Below are 17,545 nucleotides of genomic sequence, written 5' to 3'. Positions count from 1 at the left end.
ATTTGTGATTGAGCCTTTATAAAACGATATTATCTACAAGATGAATTTTCTGGGTTTGCTTTGTTTCAAATTTGGATATGTCATCTCCGCTCTTGAATTCGATTCCGGGAAGATTAGTCAGGCAAACAACTCCAATTCGAGAATTGCTCGGGCACCCTTCATAAGTATGGAATTACTGCTTTTCACACTAATCTCGCAACAGCATGATATTCGCAGGATCGATATGGAGATATAGCTCTGAGGGGTTGCTTAAGGCTGTCCATGCTGCCTTGCTTATTTCCATGCGGAGAACGGAATAGCCTATCTTTCCTGCGGGTGTTGAAAGCATCACAACGGTAGTGAAGACATCATCCATGACCCGTTCTACCTTGCAGTGGATACTGTTGCAGCCTGCTTTCAGTGAAGGTATAAAGGATCGGGACCTTACACCCAGATATTTTGCATCAATAGGGATTTCTCTGTTGACTTCCAGGGTTACACCCCAGTCCAAAGCCTCGACATGTATACCTGACACCTTTATTCGGGAGTAGTTTTTGCAGCCGGAAAGGAGACAGGAGGATAGGGTCCTGGGGTCCTCGAAGAGAGATTTTACAGGGATTTTAGTCTCTGAGCGTCCGCAGTTCAGGACCGAAACACTGTCACATAGGCGGTAGACCTCATCGCGGCTGTGGGAGACAAAGATTGCAGTTCCGTCGAAGGAAGAAAGCGTATCGTCAAGCTCCAATTCCATTTGCCATTTGAGGTAACTGTCCAGTGCGGAAAAAGGTTCGTCCAGCAGCAGCAGCTCTGGCTCGCTTGCTAAAATCCGCGCAAGTGCCACCCGCTGCATCTGTCCCCCTGAAAGCTGATGCGGGTATTTTTTCTCCATTCCATTCAGCTGAAAGGCAGAGATCTTCTCAATCACCACCTCCTTGCTGCGAAACTTGTCCGGAACTCCACAGGCGATATTCTGAGCCACTGTCATATTCGGGAACAGCGCATACTGCTGGAAGAGATATCCCACCCGACGCATTTGAGGGGTGAGATTGATCTTCCTTCTGCTGTCAAATAGGATACGGCCATTCAGCTCGATGTATCCCTCATCGGGGGTCTCTATTCCAGCAATGCATTTTAGTGTCAGACTTTTTCCGCAGCCTGAGGCGCCTAACAGCGCGAGTATCTCCCGCTCTGTCTGAAAGGAAACATCCAATTGAAACTGCCCCAGGGACTTCCTTATTTCTACAATGAGTGACATAGCTATACCTCCCCTTCGGTACCGGATAGCGGAGCTGGTTTGGTGGAATGGCCCTTTTCAAGAAGGTTTACTGCAACCAGGACAACAAAGGATATTATCAGGTTGATGCCGACCCACTGATAGGCAAGCGTATCATTGCCCTCCCTCCATAGCTGGTAGACCGTAGTGGATATGGTGGCGGTTCTGCCCGGGATGTAGCCCGACACCATGCTGGTTGCGCCATATTCTCCCAGTCCGCGGGCAAAGGCAAGTATGGTACCTGACATGAGGCCGTGTTTGCAGCCAGGAATGATGATTCGCCAGAAAATATAGGTGTTTGAGAGACCTAAGGTCTGTCCAGCATATATGAGGTTATGGTCAAAGGACTCAAAGGCACCGCGCACCGTTCGGTACATGAGCGGGAATGTGACGATAATCACTGCAAATATGGAAGCATACCATGTCATGACTATTTTCCTTCCGAACAATTCCAGATACGGACTCCCGATGACCCCGTTTGGACCAAGGGATTTGAGAAGGAAAAACCCGACCACAGTTGGGGGAAGGACCAACGGAAGGGTGAATATGCAATCAAGGATACCCCTGGAAATGCGGGGCAGCTTTACCACATAATAGGCAGCTGTAATGCCAAAAGCGAACGTGAATATGGTAGCTATAAATGCAATGCGCAGAGAATTGAGCAAAGGGAACCAATCCACAGCAATCACCTCCTTCATCAAGACTTTTTGGCTAGTCAGGGATTACGAAACCAACTGACTCAAATATGGCGGAGCACTCATCTGTAGTGAGATAGTTTAGGAATGCCTGCGCTGCTTCGACATCACCTGAGTCATTAAGGACAGCGGCGGGGTAGGTGATGTCCTTGTGGCTGCCGGGGGGAGCTGAGGCAATAACCTCGATACCTGAAGACGTGGCTGCATCCGTGCTGTAGACAACACCGCAATCCACCGCACCTTCTGAGACCTGCGCCAGCACTTCCTTGACGTTTGTGCCGAAGGTGACTTTCTGGGCGCTCATGAGCTGCTCCCAAATGCCGATATAGGTGAAGATTTCCCTGGAGTACTGACCGACAGGTACATCGGAGTTTCCAAGCGCAATCATGGATACCCTTTCAGTCGCCACATCCTCAAATGAACTGACTCCTCTGGGATTGCCCTGAGGAGAAATCAGGACCACACTGTTTGATACCAGGTCAAACCTGGTACCAGCGAGAATGAAGTCAAGGCCAAGCGGGTTCTCATCTTTATCTGCAGCAATGTCCAGGGCGTTCATCTGCTTACTGGATGCGGAGATGAAGATGTCACAGTCAGCACCCTCTTCAATCTGGGTTTTAAGTGTGCCTGAGGAATCGTAGTTAATGCTGAATGTTACGTTGGGGTCGACAACTTTATACATTTGAACGATTTGATTTAGAGTCTCGGTCATCGATGCTGCTGCGAAGACGATAAGTTCAATTGGCTTTTCGGCTGTGTCTGGTTCATTCGATGTACCGCTGACAGAAACAGCAGGTATTGGATTTCCGGAAGCGTTCACCCCAGTGCACCCGGCAAGGCTGGACGCCATCGTCAGCATGAGCACCAGTGAAAGTATCCTCTTTCTCATTTGTATCGACCATCCTTTCGTTATCCGCATCGATTGCATGTAGAGCAATCACTGCAGTCAGTATTTCCAGACCCCATGGCAATCAGGCTGTCAGCTGAAAATATTCGGAAACAGCATTCGATGAGAGAAAAGGTCTTAATGTCTACGCCATTATCGAATGTAATGCTGTCCGATGTGAAGGAAATTCTAACCGGCACTACAACTGTACGGTCATCCAGCAGGGAATCCTGACGCTTTGATGGAGCAAAGAAAATACTTTGTCTGTCAGGAGTGATGACTTCTATTTTGCTGTCTGCTGTGGTTATTGACCGAAGACTGCCGTCCTGATTGTAAGCAAGTGAATTTGAATCACCGTGAACGCCCAATGCGTGAGGGTCAAAGGCGGAGATTGCCCCGATGGGGGTGTCAATGGACATAGGGTATGGGGGTTCTACCGACTCGAGGGCACCGCCCTCATACAGGGAAAATCCGATCCGGGTAGGCATGAAGCCTTGGAATGCCCTTAGTACTACTGTTTCGTCAGGCCAGAGGCTCATTGAACGCAATGCGCCGCTGGGATAGAAATGAATTGCCGTGACCTTGGCACGAAATGCGCCACAGTGAAGGGCAAATGAAAGTGTAGGGCAAAGCGCTGCCTCTTCCTCCTCAGACCAGTAGGCTGTTATCTTGCCGTTGCAGGGAAAAATGCGACGCAGCTCCCCGCCGGGATAGAAGGTGAGAAATTCAGCCGGCAACTTTCCGAGCGGAGTGGAAACCAAGGTCTGTTCTTCAAGGGCTACCGATTTCAATACACCGCCTGGATAGAAGGAAAGGCTTGGGATTCCCTTTTTGCGGATATCTTCCTTCCACTTCGGAACAAGCCTGCCGAAGGCGGTCTCCAGAATGTTTACCTCACAGAGCAGGCAACTCTTGACATTTGCATCTTCGTCCGTGATATATGATGTAACACCGTGTAATGTTTCATAAATAGTCATTTTACTCACTCCTTACATAATGCGTGGGAAATGCTCACCATAAGTCGGCCATCCGGGTCAGTTTCAATAGCGCAGCCAAGATGTCTTGCATGCATCTCGGCATCCAGCCATGGCGGTAGATGGGTACAGAGAAGTTTCAGTTCCAGGAAGGTCTGGTTCTGAAGAAAGGGACGCAGAGCCTTTTTGGAGGAGATTTCGGGATACCTTTCCTGCAGAGAAATGAGATCCAGGAACCACCGGCCCTCCTCATCGATTGGTATTGGCCCTGTAGGTGTCTCCTCACTTTGGACCAGACCTTTCGATATCGAAATATCCAGGAGAATGTCATCCAGAAGCCTGTCGGAAAGGTTCTCTGCCTCAAAGATCGAAAATCCCGCTGCATCAAGGATATGATATGGAATCCCTGAAATTGTCCTGGCTGCTATCACCCTGCAATCAAGCTTCAAAACAAGCGAGCGTACACTGTCACGAATTTCATTTGACTTACTGCCTTCCAACCGGAAGGGTAGCCTGCCGATGATACCCCATGAACCCCCTTCATCCTCAAAAAGCAGCACCTCGGTACATTCCTCCAGAGAGGAGAGCACCCCTGAACAAGTTAATGCAGCTATTTTCCTAATCATACTGATCCACCTCTCCTGCTGTTTTTACGTAAAAAAGGGCACATCACTCATGATGTGCCCCTTTGCTCACGGATACTTGCTTGTTGACATTGTAATGGGTGATGAATATAAACGCAACCACTTCTTTCAAATTTGGTCATTTCCGGGTATTTCTCGCGATGATGCCATTAGTGCAGGTGATTAGCAAATGCTCGCTTTTCGGTGATTATTGTTGGTAAATATGCAAAATAACTCCAAAACATTACGAATAATGTGAAAATAAATGCAAAAAATGTATTGCATGTTGTTCTTTATGCTGATATACTCGGTGCATACCTGATAAGCAAATGAAGGACAACGGGGTCTAGGCTGCATAAAATGCATGCGTAGACCTCGTTTTTTTGTTTAGTCGTGTAGGGTTAAGGTGACAAAGAGGTTCCTTTGACAATGTAGTCAAATGGGATCTTTTTTATTTCAATTCACATTTAGGAAACAATATAAGGAGGTAAGGAAGTATGAGACAGGTTGCAATTTACGGTAAGGGCGGTATAGGAAAGTCTACCACGACACAGAACCTCAATGCAGGGTTGGCTGAGATGGGAAAGAAGATCATGATTGTCGGCTGCGATCCCAAAGCAGACTCCACACGTCTGATTTTAGGCGGTCTTGCACAGCAGACAGTTCTTGATACACTGCGTGAGGAGGGCGAAGACATTGACCTTGAGCTTGTTCTAAAGCCAGGATACGGCGGAATACGCTGCGTTGAATCAGGCGGCCCTGAACCAGGAGTCGGCTGTGCGGGCCGAGGCATAATCACCTCGATCAATCTTCTGGAGAGACTTGGTGCCTATGAATCGGACCTTGACTACGTGTTCTATGACGTACTGGGCGATGTAGTGTGCGGCGGATTTGCAATGCCGATAAGAGAGGGCAAGGCACAGGAAATTTACATAGTATGTTCAGGTGAGATGATGGCGCTCTACGCTGCCAACAATATCGCAAAGGGTATCCAGAAGTACGCTAAGACAGGCGGAGTTCGCCTGGGCGGCCTCATATGCAACTCCAGAAATGTTGATGGAGAAGCGGAGCTGGTTGAAGCGGTAGCCAAGGAGCTTGGTACCAGGATGATACATTTTGTTCCCCGTGACAACGCGGTCCAGCGTGCGGAGATCAACAGAAAGACCGTCATAGAGTATTCACCCGATGAGAATCAGGCTGATGAGTACAGGGAACTTGCCCGAAAGATCGAAACAAATGACATGTTTGTAATTCCGACGCCATTGACACAGGACAGGCTGGAAGCGATTCTTATGGAACATGGTCTGATGGATCTATAAAAAACGGAAACGGAAAGGAAGGATAGCTATGTTATTGATAAGAGCAATTGTGCGCCCCGAAAAGACCGGAGATATCCTGTCTGAGCTTTTGAGTGCAGGATTTCCCGCCGTAACCAAGGCTGATGTATTTGGCCGCGGAAAGCAGAAGGGAATCATCGCGGGATCTGTCCAATATGATGAGATCCCCAAAGAAATGCTGATGATAGTGGTGAATGACGAAGACAAGGATGACATAGTCAAAATAATCATGCGTGTAGCCCGAACAGGTGAAAATGGCAACTATGGCGACGGACGTATCTTCGTTAGTCCGGTAGAGGAAGCCTATACCATTTCAACCGGTAAAAAGGGACTGTAAGGAGGTGTACATACCATGAAAGAGGTAATGGCCTTCATAAGGACAAATAAGGTCAATGATACCAAAAAGGCACTGGGTGAAGCGGGATTCCCCGCGTTTACCTGCCGCAGGGTCCTGGGACGTGGCAAAAAAATGGTAGACAGCTCCGTGCTTGAAATAATAATGGAAAGCGGAGAGCTTCCAGTATCCACCGTGGGCGAAGCGATGACTGAAACAATACGTCTGATTCCAAAGCGCTTCTTCACAATTGTGGTGGAGGATGAATTCGTTAAGAACGCAGTGGACACGATAATCCGTGTTAACCAGACCGGAAACCCCGGAGATGGGAAAATATTCGTTTTTGACATACCTGAGACCTACAAGGTCAGAACTGGTGAAATGACCCTATAAGGAGGTGAGCTAAATGGACGCAAAAACAATGGTACTGGATAAATATAGTGCCAGAATCTATAAAAACCGCAAGGAACACATAATCGTAATGGATGGAAACGGAGAGATTCCGACAATCGCTGCCAACGCACGCTCCGCTCCCGGAATCATAACTGAACGAGGGTGCTGCTATGCCGGATGCAAGGGCGTGGTAGTCGGTCCTATCAAGGACGTCCTGACCATAACCCACGGACCTATCGGCTGCGGCTTCTATTCCTGGGGAACACGCCGCAACCAGGCAAAAGCCTCGAAAGAGGGTGAGCCTGTATTCGTTCAATATATGTTTTCCACAGATATGCAGGAGCCGGACATTGTGTTCGGAGGCGAGAAAAAACTCCGTCAGGCAATCAAGGAAGCTATGGAGATCTTCAACCCGAAGGCGATAATGATCTGCTCCACCTGTCCTGTAGGCCTGATAGGCGACGATGTTCAGGCAGTGGCGACCGAAACGGAAAAGCTCTATGGGATAACCTGCATAGCATTCTCCTGCGAGGGCTATAAGGGAGTTTCCCAGTCAGCAGGACACCACATTGCGAACAACGGACTGATGAAGCAGGTTATCGGTACCAAGGATACGCCGATTGAAAACCCGTTTACCGTCAATATCCTGGGAGAGTACAACATTGGAGGTGACGGATTCGAGCAGATCCGTATCCTGAACAAATGCGGCATTGATGTGCGTACTTCCTTTACTGGAGATGCAGCCATTGACGACCTGAAGGCAGCCCATATGGCAAACCTCAATCTCGTAATGTGCCACCGCTCAATCAACTATATTGCCGAGATGATGGAAGTAAAGTACGGCATTCCCTGGCTGAAGGTCAACTTCATAGGTTTGGAGTCCACTTGCAATACTCTTAGGGACATCGGGAAATTTTTCGGTGACCAGAAGCTGATTGATCGCATTGAGGCTGTAATTGCGGAAGAAATGGCTGAGGTGGCAGCGGAGAGGGAACACTACCGTACAAGGCTTACAGGAAAGACCGCTGCGCTCTATGTCGGAGGCTCCAGGGCCCATCACTACCAGCTTCTGCTTAATGATTTCGGGGTAAAGACAGTACTGGCGGGATATGAGTTCGCACACCGCGACGACTATGAAGGCAGGGATGTTATTCCGACAATCAAGGAAGACGCGGACGGGAAGAACATCGAGCATATGACAGTGGAAGCAGATCCGGAAAAATATCACGCTTACCTAACTCCAGAGCAGCTTGAAGCTGTTAAGGCGGAAATTCCGCTGAGTGAGTATAAGGGCATGATGCATGGAATGGAAGAGGGCTCACTGGTGGTTGACGACCTTAACCATTATGAGACCGAAGCCTTTACCCGTATCCTGAAGCCTGATATATTCTTTACCGGCGTTAAGGACAAGTACGCCATCCAGAAGGACGGGACAATGTCCAGGCAGCTTCACAGCTACGACTATTCCGGTCCGTACGCTGGTTTCAAGGGTGCCATGAAGTTCGGCCATGATGTGGTCATGGGACTGTATACACCCTGTTGGGGAATGGTCTCACCACCGTGGAAAAACCGTGCCACCATTGAAGCACACATAGGAGGTGGAAACTAATGCTTGATTTAACTCCCAAGGAGCATTCAGAACGAACCGCGCTGCGTATAAACTCCTGCAAGACCTGCCAGCCTGTAGGCGCACTGTACTGTGCCCTTGGCGTCCATAACTGCATGCCGTATTCTCATGGCTCTCAGGGCTGCGTGGCATATCACCGGACTTTCCTGACCCGCCACTTCAAGGAACCCGCAATAGCTTCCACTTCATCATTTACCGAGGGTGCCTGCGTGTTCGGTGGAGGAGCGAATCTGAAGCAGGGAACAAAAAATGTCTTTGACATCTATGATCCCGACATCATTGCTATCCACACGACCTGCCTGTCAGAAACAATCGGAGATGACCTGAATTCATTCATCATGGATCTGGATATCCCTGAGGACAAGCTGGTAGTGCATAGCAACACCCCATCCTACGTCGGCTCTCATGTAGACGGCTATTTCAACATGATGTGCGGTTTTATAAAGTACCTGTCAAAGAATACCGGCGTAAAAAACGGGAAGACAGCCATATTGCCAAGCTGGTCCAATCCGGGTGACCTGAGGGAATTCAAGCGTCTGGCAGCGCTGATGAATGTGCCCATAACCATGTTCCCAGACCAGTCCGGAGTGATGGATTCTCCTATGACCGACCACTATGAAATCTATCCAAAGGGGGGTACGACCATACCTGAGATCACCGGACTTGGGGATTGTGATTCCGTAATCGGTCTGGGTGAAATGACCGTAACCGAGCCTTGCGAGCAGCTTAAGAAAAAGTGCAGGGTAAACTATGAGGTCCTGCCTTATCCCATTGGAGTCGAGAACACAGACAAGTTCATCATGGCACTGTCCAAGATGAACGGCGGCAATATCCCCTATGCAATTGAAGAAGAACGCGGCCAGCTTATTGACCTGATGCTGGATTCCCATATCTGGTTTACAGGAAAGACATGTGCAATCTATGGCGACCCGGATTATGTCCTGGGCCTGACCTCCCTGGTACTGGAGATGGGCATGATACCCAAGTATGTGCTGACAGGTACCCCAGGGGCTGCATTCGTGAATAAGACGAAGGCTCTCTTTGACAAATATGATGTAGGGGAAAAATGTGTCTCCAAGGAATCCGGTGACCTGTTCGACCTCCACCAGTGGGTCAAGCAAAGCCCGGTGGATCTTCTCATCGGCTCATCATATGGCAAACAGATTGCCAGAGCTGAGGATATCCCATTCGTCAGGGCAGGATTCCCTGTTCTTGACCGCTACGGACATCCACTCAGTCCAATCACTTGCTACAAGGGTGCGATAAGGCTGGTTGAGCAGATCTCAAATGCTCTTCTGGACCGCATCGACAGAGATGTACCTGATGAACAGTTTGATGTCATCATGTAACGATAAACATAACTGAGGCACAGGCAAAGGGGCTGTCTTGTGGACGACTGGCGTCCTGAGCAGTCCTTTCCTATTAAGAATATAAAGCAGAAAGGAGGACCCCACCATGTCGACAACAGGAATTCTAACGGAAAGACATGACTCCATCGGACATGGACACGGCAGCATCAGATGTGACACTGACAGCGTATCCGGTGCTGTAAGCCAGCGAGCTTGCGTCTATTGCGGTGCGCGTGTGGTACTCAACCCCATCACTGACGCGTTCCATATTGTGCATGGCCCCATAGGATGCGCCAGCTATACATGGGATATCCGAGGGTCACTGACTAGCGGCAGCGACCTCTACCGAAACAGCTTTTCCACTGACCTGTCCGAGCGGGATATCGTGTTCGGAGGTGCTGAAAAGCTAACTCGCGCCATTGATGAAGTCTGCGAAAAGCACCATCCTAAGCTGATATTCATATATTCCACATGCATCGTCGGGGTGATCGGTGATGATGTGGATGCGGTATGCAGGGAAGCTGAAAAGAAACACGGCATACGCTGCATCTCAGTCAAATCCCCAGGATTTTCCGGCAACAAATCATATGGCTACAAGATGGCCTCCGAGGCAATTCTGGAACTTATCCGCCCCCACAGCGGAAAGCCGAAGATGAGGGGTGTCAACATCCTGGGCGACTTCAATCTGGCGGGTGAGATGTGGATAATTCAGAACTATCTTAGGATACTGGGAATCCCTGTTGTATCGAAAATCACAGGAGACGCCACGTACGACAGCCTTATTCAGGCACCCTCAGCCACATTGAACCTTGTGCAGTGTGCAGGCTCAATGACCTGCCTGGCCAACCAGATGGAGGAAGAGTTCGGTATACCGTTCATAAAGGTCTCCTTTTTCGGACGTGAGGATACCACAACCTCGCTGCTCCGAGTGGCAGAGGCACTGGGTGATGAAGCTGCAATCGCGAAGGCCAGGGCCTTTTGCGAAGCGCAGGAAGCGGAGCTTATCGAGTTTGAGAACCTGTACCGCCCGAACTTATCTGGAAAGAAAGCCGCAATCTACGTTGGAGGAGGCTTCAAAGCCATTTCTCTCATTCGCCAGTTCAATACCATGGGTATCGAAACTGTAGTTGTGGGCACCCAGACGGGTAAACCTGAGGACTACGAGGTGATAGGTCAGCTGGTGAGGAAGGACTGTATCATACTGGATGACGCAAACCCCGCAGAGCTCGAGACATTCATGAAGGAAAAGGGTGCGAACATACTTGTTGGCGGCGTTAAGGAACGTCCACTGGCCTATAAGCTGGGGATTGCCTTCTGCGACCACAACCACGAGCGCAAGCACGCTCTTGCCGGCTATGAGGGTGTTCGCAACTTTACGCAGGAGATCAACAGTTCCATCAACAGTCCGGTATGGAACTATATGGAGGTGGAACTATGAGTAAAGATCTTGTCAATCTGAATGTGAATCCTTGCAAGATGTGCATGCCCATGGGTACTGCCACAGCACTTTACGGCATTGCAAAATGCATGACGATCCTCCATGGCTCTCAAGGCTGCGCCACATATATCCGTCGTCACATGGCGACACACTACAATGAGCCTGTAGACATAGCATCAACCTCATTGACGGAGCATGGCACCATATTTGGCGGTGAGAAGAATCTGCTAAAGGGTCTTGCAAATCTTGTAAAGCTTTATGGTCCTAAGGTCATAGGCGTTGCTACAACCTGTTTGGCCGAGACCATCGGGGAAGATGTAGAGCGAATAATTGCTACCTTCCATGAAGAGAATCCGGACCTTGATGTCACAATCATTCCGGTAGCCTCCGCAGGCTACGGCGGAACCCAGTATGAAGGGTTCTTCCATGCGCTGCACGCGATTGTCTCCCATGTGGATATGGATGTTACGCCCCATGACGGCATCAATGTGATAACGGGCATCCTGTCACCTGCCGATACACGAGCGCTGAAGGTTCTTCTGGACAGCACAGGACTCAGATATACGCTTCTTCCTGACCTGTCGGATAATCTTGATGGCGCACATAACCCGGATTATAACCGCCTGCCTGCTGGAGGAACCACACTGGAAGCCATTTCGAAAATGGCAGGGGCACGCTGCACCCTCGAGCTGACCACATTTGCAAAAGAAAGCCTGTCACCCGCGGAATACCTGGAGAAGACCTTCGGAGTCCCCTGCGAGAGATTGTCACTGCCTGTCGGCCTCCGTGACACAGATGCTCTGATGCTCGCTTTGAAAAATTTAGGCGGAATGGTGAGCGATACCGTGAGAGCTGAGAGAGGACGATATCTGGACGCGATGATAGACTCTCACAAGTACAATGCCGAGGGTCGTGCTGCCATTTTCGGTGAACCGGACTTTGTCTATTCCATGACACGAATGTGTACCGAAAATGGAATCATGCCAGTTCTGGTGGCGACAGGGGCAAAATGCCCTGAGCTTGCAGATAAGGTTGCTTCAGACCTGGAAAAGGTGGCAGGGCAGTTTTTTGTGGAGGAATTCAAGGTTCTGGACAACACCGATTTTGACACCATCGAACATTATTGCGGAAAGCTTGGAGTTAACCTTATGATCGGCTCCTCTGATGGCAGGCGCGTGGCAGATAAGCTGGAGCTTCCTCTGGTCCGCTGTGCATTTCCGATCCATGACCATGTGGGTGGTCAGAGGGTACGCACTATCCTCTATGACGGCGGCATGACTTTACTCGATTCCGTAACAAATCAGCTTCTTGCCCGCAAGGAAACAGCATTTCGCGGCAAGATGTTCGACGCAAATTTCAAAGGGGAGGACAAAAGCATGGATAAACCTGTGAAAACTGACATATTGATAGAAAGGGCCACTGAGATTGCTGCCAAGACAGCCTCCCATCCATGCTTCAACGGATGCGGCACCGGGTATGCCCGGATGCACCTGCCGATTGCACCTTCCTGCAATGTCCAATGCAATTACTGCGTAAGGAAATTTGACTGTCCTAACGAGAGCAGACCAGGTGTCACCACCGAAGTGCTGAATCCGGAACAGGCGAGGGACAAGTATCTCTATGTCAGGAGCAAGATGCCCAATCTCAGTGTTGTAGGCATAGCAGGGCCCGGTGATTCCCTGGCGGAATGGGAAAAGACATCCGCTGCGCTGAAGCTGATCCGGGAGGTTGATAAGGATGTTACCTTCTGCCTTTCGACCAATGGCCTGATGCTGCCTCTCTATGCTGATGAACTGGTTAACCTGGGAGTCAGCCATGTAACAGTTACCCTTAATGCGGTGGATCCGGTAATTGGAGCAAGGATATACAAGCACATAAGCTTCATGGGCGTAAAGTATACCGGCGAGACCGCAGCAGCCATACTGCTGGCAAACCAACTCTCTGGAATTAAGCGCCTGTGCGACCTCGGGATCATATGCAAGATAAACATCGTCATGCTCAAGGGCATAAACGACAAGCATATCCCGAAGGTGGTGGAGACCGTAAAGGAAATGGGCTGCTACATCACAAACATCATGCAGATGATCCCTGTGAAGGGTTCAGCCTTTGAAAACATGGAGCTGACATCCAACAGGGAAATAACAGAAATGCGCAATGCCTGCGGTGAGAGCATGCTGCAAATGTACCATTGCCGGCAGTGCCGGGCAGATGCGATCGGAACACTTGATAACGACCAGTCCTATGAGTTCAGGGGCTGCGGAACAGGTGGCATAAAGATAATCGATGAACCTGCAGAGAAAGGGAAACCGCTGCTTCTTGCGGTTGCTTCGAAGGGTGGCATTCTGGTGGATCAGCACTTCGGCCAGGCAAATGATTTCTACATCTACGAATATGCAAGTGGCGCAATCCGATTCCGCGAGCGACGTTCAGTATCCAAATACTGCGATGGAAATGGCTGCGATGGGATGGGCGGCGGCAAGCGTGATGAGGATAAAAGCGGACGTATAGAAGATATCCTGACAACTGTTGGTGATTGCTCTGCTGTTGTTTCAATGCGAATCGGTGAAGCGCCCAAAGAGAAGCTTCGTACCCGTGGGATAGCCTCATTTACCACATATGACCGCATTGAAGATGCCGTCAAGACCGCCGTCCAGCAGTATCTGGCCGGCTGAAAGGAGGAAATATCATGGTAGCACCCAAGTATCATGTCTTTGTTTGCAACAGCTGCCGCTTGAGCGGCGAGCTGAAGGGCTTCTGTCATCAGAAGGGCAGCGTCAATCTGGTGGGACGTCTGATGGAGGAAATCGAGGACCGTGACCTCTCAGGAGATGTCATGGTCACCAACACCGGCTGTTTCGGGATATGTGCCCGTGGTCCTGTAATGGTGGTATACCCTGAGGGTGTCTGGTACGGGAATCTCACCGAATCGGACATCGAAACCATCGTGGAAGAGCATTTTGAAGGCGGAACGCCAGTCAAAGCTCTCCGTATCTAAAGCTGTTTTACACTTCATAATGGGAGGTGGTTCATATGATCAGGCTCACCGATATGACATTGGCAGTCCTTGATACAACAAAATGCAAAACTGAAGCGTTGGTTGAATTCTACGAGCTCCTCCTGCTTATGGGTGTGGACAGGGTCGAGATGAACTTGACTGAAGCACAGCGTCTGGGCTCAGCATTGGTCAAGGAACGCACAGTAGTGCGGATGGACGATCCTTCCAAAAATTTGGAGGGGTTTTCTTGGCTTTTGTGTCATGAAATGGAAGTTAGCGGCATTTGTGACTTGAGCCTTCTGGAAAGATATAAGCACCATGACAACATACGCATCACTGGACTGGGGGATCTGATACTATATGATTTTCAAAGCGAATTCCAGAAGATACGCAGGCTGCTGCCAATGTCAGCCGAGCTTTGTCCCGATAATGGCTATGGATGTGCAGGTGCAATATTGACCGAATGGCTTATGGATGGTGGAAATGGTGCAGGTACCTTTATGGGTGTAGGAGGCTTTGCCCCACTGGAAGAGGTGATAATGGCCTTGCACATTGCCAGGCAGCATAGGCCATGCCTTGACCTTTCGATGTTGCCCCGCATGTGCCAGCTGTTCACTGAGATTTCAGGGATAAAGGTGCCATCACACAAATCTATTGTTGGCCATGCCGTATTTGAGGTGGAGTCGGGTATCCATGTGGATGGCATCCTAAAGGATCCCATGAACTACGAGCCCTTCTCTCCGGATTTGGTTGGCGCAAAGCGGCAGATAGTCGTTGGAAAGCATTCGGGTCTGGTAAGCCTAAAGCACTGTCTGTCAAAACTTGGATTTGAGCTTCCGGCAGAGGCTTTGCCTCTCATGCTTAATGATGTGCGGCGTGAAGCAGTCAGTCTCAGACGAGCTCTTGCTGATAGTGAGGTTCTTCTGATCGCTGAGAAGGTGAGGGTGGATCATGAAACAGAAAGCATATCTCATGGATACCACGCTTCGTGACGGAGAGCAGAGACCAGGCTGCGCTTTAACTTTTGATCAGAAGGTGAAAATCGCAAAGCTGCTCGATGCTGCCGGAATCAACCAGATTGATGCAGGTTCACCAGCAATGGGCAGGGACGAATGCGATGTAATCCGGGAAATAGTTGCAAACCGTTCAAATGCAAAAATATCCGTATGGTGCCGGATGAATGAGGCTGATCTTCTGGCAGCAATTAGCTGCATTCCTGACAATATCCACATATCAGCACCGATTTCTGATGCCCACATTCATACAAAGCTCCGGACGAGCAGGAGCGGGCTCCAAAAGGAGCTGCTGCGCAGTGTCGCATTCATTAAGGACAGGGGATTCAATGTGACAGTGGGATTTGAAGATGCATCCAGAGCAGATATCGCATTCATGTCGGCAATTTCATCCAGGCTCAGAGAGATGGGCGTACTAAGGGTCCAGTTCTCAGATACCGTCGGTATCATGACTCCTCAGCGAACGTTTGATTACGTGACAGGTCTGATCCGAAGTGGAAGCCCCCCAATAACGTTTCACGGACATGATGATCTGGGCATGGCAGTTGCTAACTCAATCGCTGCCCTGCGTGCAGGGGCTTTTGGAATTGAAACTACATTGCTGGGGCTTGGCGAGCGGGCAGGAAACTGTGATCTGGAAAAACTGGTTGGCGCAATCGGTAATTACTATGAAACTGGCACTACATATGGTGATGCGAAGATGTTATCAAGGAAAGTGAGTGAAATCCTATGCCTAACTTACAGTGGCAGGTAATGGTCTGTCTGCAGAATCTGGAAAATCTTCAGAAGTCAGACTAACATAAATGCCTGGCAAGCTGCAATTTCGGAGTTCCTATTGAAGGAAAGCGAAAAGGACTGAAGGATAGGGTTCAGCAGATGCGATTAACAAAAAAATATGATAACTGAAAGCGGCTTACTGCCGCTTTTCAGTTATCAGGTGTAAGCTATTTAGAATATGTCATCTCCACTCTTGAATTCGATTCCGGGATGATTGTCGAAGCGAACAACTCCTATTACTGCCTTACCCTGAACTGCCTTCTTGACTGCTGCGGTGCCTTCGATTCCAAAACCGCCGCAAAGCTCGATAGCTGCATTGCCTTCATCTGCGAGTGCTTTCGCGACTGCCTCTGCCTCCTTGTAATCCGGTACTCCAACAACAGTAAGGGTGACTGCAGGTGTGACAACAACAGAGCGATGGGCAGCGGGGTCTGCTCCTGGAGCCAGGAATATGAATGCTGCATTAAGTGCCATGCAATTACCACCTTTCGAGTGTATTCTCAAGCCAATTATAGTACTCCGAATCATTGAATTCCATACTAATGTTCATTATTCGTGATGGCGAATTCAAATGATGATATGGTTTACATTTAGTGATATAATTATAGGGATGTGGCATAGATTAGTATTGTCATGAGGATAATGACGATACAGGTCTGAATAAGAATATTGGGGGTATGTCAGTTGAAGAACAGGAAACTTGTAATGATTCCGGGACCGACACCGGTAGCAAGGTCAACACAGAACGAAATGGGAAGGGAGACGACCGCATTCGGAGACCCTTTGTTCGTCAGGGATTTCAAGGGTCTGATCGAGGATCTCAAGGTAATGATGAATACAGATGGGGAAGTATTCGTGGTTGCCGGGACAGGAACCATGGCAATGGAAATGGCTGTTGCAAATGTCACTAAACGGGGTGACAACATCCTTCTTGTATCCCATGGTTTCTTCGGAGACAGGTTCATAGACCTTTGCCAGAGGAAGGGACTAAATGTTGATGTCCTTGCCAGTGAATGGGGAAAGGCTGTCCCTGTAGAGGAGATCGACAGGAAGCTTTCAGAGAAGAGCTACGCTGCGGTCACAGTGACACATGTGGACACTGCAACCGGAGTGTGCGCTCCTGTTGCTGAAATTGGAGAGATGATGAGGAAGCATCCGGAAACGATATACATCGTTGATGGCGTCTGCGCATCCGCAGCAGAACCTGAGGATATGGCCGGGATGGGGATAGATGTCCTCCTGACAGGGTCGCAGAAGGCTTTTGGTGTTAGCCCTGGGCTTGCCATTGTATGGGCAGGGAAAAAGGCACTTGAAAGAAGGAAACAGCTCGGAACAATCCCTGAATTCTACATAGACTTTGAAAAGTGGCTTCCGATAATGGAGAACCCTGCCAAGTATTTCGCTACTCCTGCCGTGAACCTCATCTGGGCACTGAAGGATGCTGTAAGGATCATAAACGAGGAAGGTCTGAAGGAAAGGCAGGACAGGCACAGGAAGGTGGCAAAAGCTACACAGGCTGCAATGGAAGCGCTTGGCTTCAGGATACTCGCTGAAGAGGGATACCGTGCAGTGACCCTTTCAAACCTCATATACCCGGAGGGGGTTGATGACCTTGAATTCAGGAATACACTCTCCGAAGAAGGGGTATTCGTAGCTGGTGGCCTCGGGGCATATGCAGGCAGGATGTTCAGGCTGGGTCACATGGGCAACATTGACATGCATGACTCTGTTTCAGCGATAGCTGCAATCGAGAGGACGCTATACAGGCTTGGAAAGCATTCAGAGCTTGGTAAAGGTGTAGGCGTGTTCATGAAGGAAATGATGGGATAGGGAACCATGAGTCCCGCTTGGC

The 17,545-nt window shown here is 49.5% G+C and carries 17 protein-coding genes; 11 read left to right on the top strand and 6 right to left on the bottom strand.

Annotated elements, in window-relative coordinates:
• Positions 1 to 187: 187 nt before the first annotated feature.
• The 5 genes from T472_RS11030 to T472_RS11010 are packed head-to-tail and all read right to left on the bottom strand — an operon-like array spanning position 188 to position 4,433.
• Positions 188 to 1,234 carry a sulfate/molybdate ABC transporter ATP-binding protein gene (locus tag T472_RS11030; RefSeq protein ID WP_023388899.1) on the bottom strand — a complete coding sequence of 349 codons (1,047 nt, stop codon included), beginning with the start codon at positions 1,232 to 1,234 and terminating at the stop codon, positions 188 to 190.
• 2 nt (positions 1,235 to 1,236) lie between these two features.
• On the bottom strand, positions 1,237 to 1,932 hold the full coding sequence (gene modB / locus T472_RS11025; RefSeq protein WP_023388900.1) for a molybdate ABC transporter permease subunit: 696 nt from the start codon (positions 1,930 to 1,932) through the stop codon (positions 1,237 to 1,239).
• Positions 1,933 to 1,963: 31 nt separating this feature from the next.
• Positions 1,964 to 2,836, bottom strand: coding sequence for a molybdate ABC transporter substrate-binding protein (modA, locus tag T472_RS11020; RefSeq protein WP_023388901.1), 873 nt, complete (start codon positions 2,834 to 2,836; stop codon positions 1,964 to 1,966).
• 20 nt (positions 2,837 to 2,856) lie between these two features.
• On the bottom strand, positions 2,857 to 3,810 hold the full coding sequence (locus T472_RS11015; protein ID WP_023388902.1) for a hypothetical protein: 954 nt from the start codon (positions 3,808 to 3,810) through the stop codon (positions 2,857 to 2,859).
• Positions 3,811 to 3,815: 5 nt separating this feature from the next.
• Complete coding sequence (locus tag T472_RS11010; protein WP_023388903.1) at positions 3,816 to 4,433, bottom strand: Fe-only nitrogenase accessory AnfO family protein; 618 nt, start codon at positions 4,431 to 4,433, stop codon at positions 3,816 to 3,818.
• A gap of 494 nt (positions 4,434 to 4,927) precedes the next feature.
• Here T472_RS11010 and nifH point away from each other — a divergent pair, with 494 nt between their 5' ends.
• From nifH to T472_RS10960, 10 genes are all read left to right on the top strand, one after another.
• Entirely contained in the window at positions 4,928 to 5,749 is an 822-nt protein-coding gene (gene nifH / locus T472_RS11005) for a nitrogenase iron protein (protein ID WP_023388904.1), read from the top strand.
• 28 nt (positions 5,750 to 5,777) lie between these two features.
• Complete coding sequence (locus tag T472_RS11000) at positions 5,778 to 6,104, top strand: P-II family nitrogen regulator (RefSeq protein ID WP_023388905.1); 327 nt, start codon at positions 5,778 to 5,780, stop codon at positions 6,102 to 6,104.
• Positions 6,105 to 6,119: 15 nt separating this feature from the next.
• The gene (locus T472_RS10995) at positions 6,120 to 6,494 is read left to right on the top strand and encodes a P-II family nitrogen regulator (RefSeq protein ID WP_023388906.1); all 375 of its coding nucleotides are present in this window, start codon (positions 6,120 to 6,122) and stop codon (positions 6,492 to 6,494) included.
• Positions 6,495 to 6,507: 13 nt separating this feature from the next.
• Positions 6,508 to 8,103 (top strand): nitrogenase component I subunit alpha, encoded by a 1,596-nt coding sequence (locus T472_RS10990; RefSeq protein WP_023388907.1) that lies wholly within the window; start codon positions 6,508 to 6,510, stop codon positions 8,101 to 8,103.
• The gene (locus T472_RS10985) at positions 8,103 to 9,470 is read left to right on the top strand and encodes a nitrogenase component 1 (protein WP_023388908.1); all 1,368 of its coding nucleotides are present in this window, start codon (positions 8,103 to 8,105) and stop codon (positions 9,468 to 9,470) included. Before T472_RS10990 ends, T472_RS10985 begins: the two co-directional genes overlap by 1 nt.
• A gap of 106 nt (positions 9,471 to 9,576) precedes the next feature.
• Positions 9,577 to 10,908 (top strand): nitrogenase iron-molybdenum cofactor biosynthesis protein NifE, encoded by a 1,332-nt coding sequence (nifE, locus tag T472_RS10980; RefSeq protein WP_023388909.1) that lies wholly within the window; start codon positions 9,577 to 9,579, stop codon positions 10,906 to 10,908.
• Entirely contained in the window at positions 10,905 to 13,580 is a 2,676-nt protein-coding gene (nifB, locus tag T472_RS10975; protein ID WP_023388910.1) for a nitrogenase cofactor biosynthesis protein NifB, read from the top strand. The genes nifE and nifB overlap by 4 nt, the downstream gene beginning before the upstream one ends.
• A gap of 14 nt (positions 13,581 to 13,594) precedes the next feature.
• Positions 13,595 to 13,903: a 2Fe-2S ferredoxin gene (locus tag T472_RS10970; protein ID WP_023388911.1), complete on the top strand. Its 309-nt coding sequence runs from the start codon at positions 13,595 to 13,597 to the stop codon at positions 13,901 to 13,903.
• Positions 13,904 to 13,938: 35 nt separating this feature from the next.
• The gene (locus T472_RS10965) at positions 13,939 to 14,895 is read left to right on the top strand and encodes a homocitrate synthase/isopropylmalate synthase family protein (RefSeq protein ID WP_023388912.1); all 957 of its coding nucleotides are present in this window, start codon (positions 13,939 to 13,941) and stop codon (positions 14,893 to 14,895) included.
• The gene (locus T472_RS10960) at positions 14,855 to 15,670 is read left to right on the top strand and encodes a hydroxymethylglutaryl-CoA lyase-like TIM-barrel protein (protein WP_023388913.1); all 816 of its coding nucleotides are present in this window, start codon (positions 14,855 to 14,857) and stop codon (positions 15,668 to 15,670) included. The genes T472_RS10965 and T472_RS10960 overlap by 41 nt, the downstream gene beginning before the upstream one ends.
• 194 nt (positions 15,671 to 15,864) lie before the next feature.
• On the opposite strand, the gene T472_RS10955 is transcribed toward T472_RS10960, so the two are convergent.
• Complete coding sequence (locus T472_RS10955) at positions 15,865 to 16,167, bottom strand: DUF6506 family protein (protein WP_023863598.1); 303 nt, start codon at positions 16,165 to 16,167, stop codon at positions 15,865 to 15,867.
• 210 nt (positions 16,168 to 16,377) lie between these two features.
• Between T472_RS10955 and T472_RS10950 the strand changes: the two genes are divergently transcribed.
• Complete coding sequence (locus T472_RS10950; protein ID WP_023383363.1) at positions 16,378 to 17,523, top strand: pyridoxal-phosphate-dependent aminotransferase family protein; 1,146 nt, start codon at positions 16,378 to 16,380, stop codon at positions 17,521 to 17,523.
• Positions 17,524 to 17,545 lie beyond the last annotated feature (22 nt).

The sequence above is a fragment of the Youngiibacter fragilis 232.1 genome (assembly GCF_000495435.3).
GTDB classification, from domain to species: Bacteria; Bacillota; Clostridia; order Clostridiales; family Clostridiaceae; genus Youngiibacter; species Youngiibacter fragilis.
The sequence above is the reverse complement of the archived record's forward strand: the minus strand, read 5'-3'. Positions and strand labels throughout refer to the sequence as shown.

Bases quoted from the DNA above. Each gene is read 5' to 3' on its own strand.
- T472_RS10985 (WP_023388908.1), top strand. From the start codon at position 8,103: ATGCTTGATTTAACTCCCAAGGAGCATTCAGAACGAACCGCGCTGCGT.
- T472_RS10990 (WP_023388907.1), top strand. From the start codon at position 6,508: ATGGACGCAAAAACAATGGTACTGGATAAATATAGTGCCAGAATCTAT.
- nifB (WP_023388910.1), top strand. From the start codon at position 10,905: ATGAGTAAAGATCTTGTCAATCTGAATGTGAATCCTTGCAAGATGTGC.
- T472_RS11030 (WP_023388899.1), bottom strand. From the start codon at position 1,234: ATGTCACTCATTGTAGAAATAAGGAAGTCCCTGGGGCAGTTTCAATTG.
- T472_RS11000 (WP_023388905.1), top strand. From the start codon at position 5,778: ATGTTATTGATAAGAGCAATTGTGCGCCCCGAAAAGACCGGAGATATC.
- nifE (WP_023388909.1), top strand. From the start codon at position 9,577: ATGTCGACAACAGGAATTCTAACGGAAAGACATGACTCCATCGGACAT.
- T472_RS10960 (WP_023388913.1), top strand. From the start codon at position 14,855: ATGAAACAGAAAGCATATCTCATGGATACCACGCTTCGTGACGGAGAG.
- T472_RS10970 (WP_023388911.1), top strand. From the start codon at position 13,595: ATGGTAGCACCCAAGTATCATGTCTTTGTTTGCAACAGCTGCCGCTTG.
- T472_RS11015 (WP_023388902.1), bottom strand. From the start codon at position 3,810: ATGACTATTTATGAAACATTACACGGTGTTACATCATATATCACGGAC.
- T472_RS10955 (WP_023863598.1), bottom strand. From the start codon at position 16,167: ATGGCACTTAATGCAGCATTCATATTCCTGGCTCCAGGAGCAGACCCC.
- T472_RS10965 (WP_023388912.1), top strand. From the start codon at position 13,939: ATGATCAGGCTCACCGATATGACATTGGCAGTCCTTGATACAACAAAA.
- nifH (WP_023388904.1), top strand. From the start codon at position 4,928: ATGAGACAGGTTGCAATTTACGGTAAGGGCGGTATAGGAAAGTCTACC.
- T472_RS10995 (WP_023388906.1), top strand. From the start codon at position 6,120: ATGAAAGAGGTAATGGCCTTCATAAGGACAAATAAGGTCAATGATACC.
- modA (WP_023388901.1), bottom strand. From the start codon at position 2,836: ATGAGAAAGAGGATACTTTCACTGGTGCTCATGCTGACGATGGCGTCC.
- T472_RS11010 (WP_023388903.1), bottom strand. From the start codon at position 4,433: ATGATTAGGAAAATAGCTGCATTAACTTGTTCAGGGGTGCTCTCCTCT.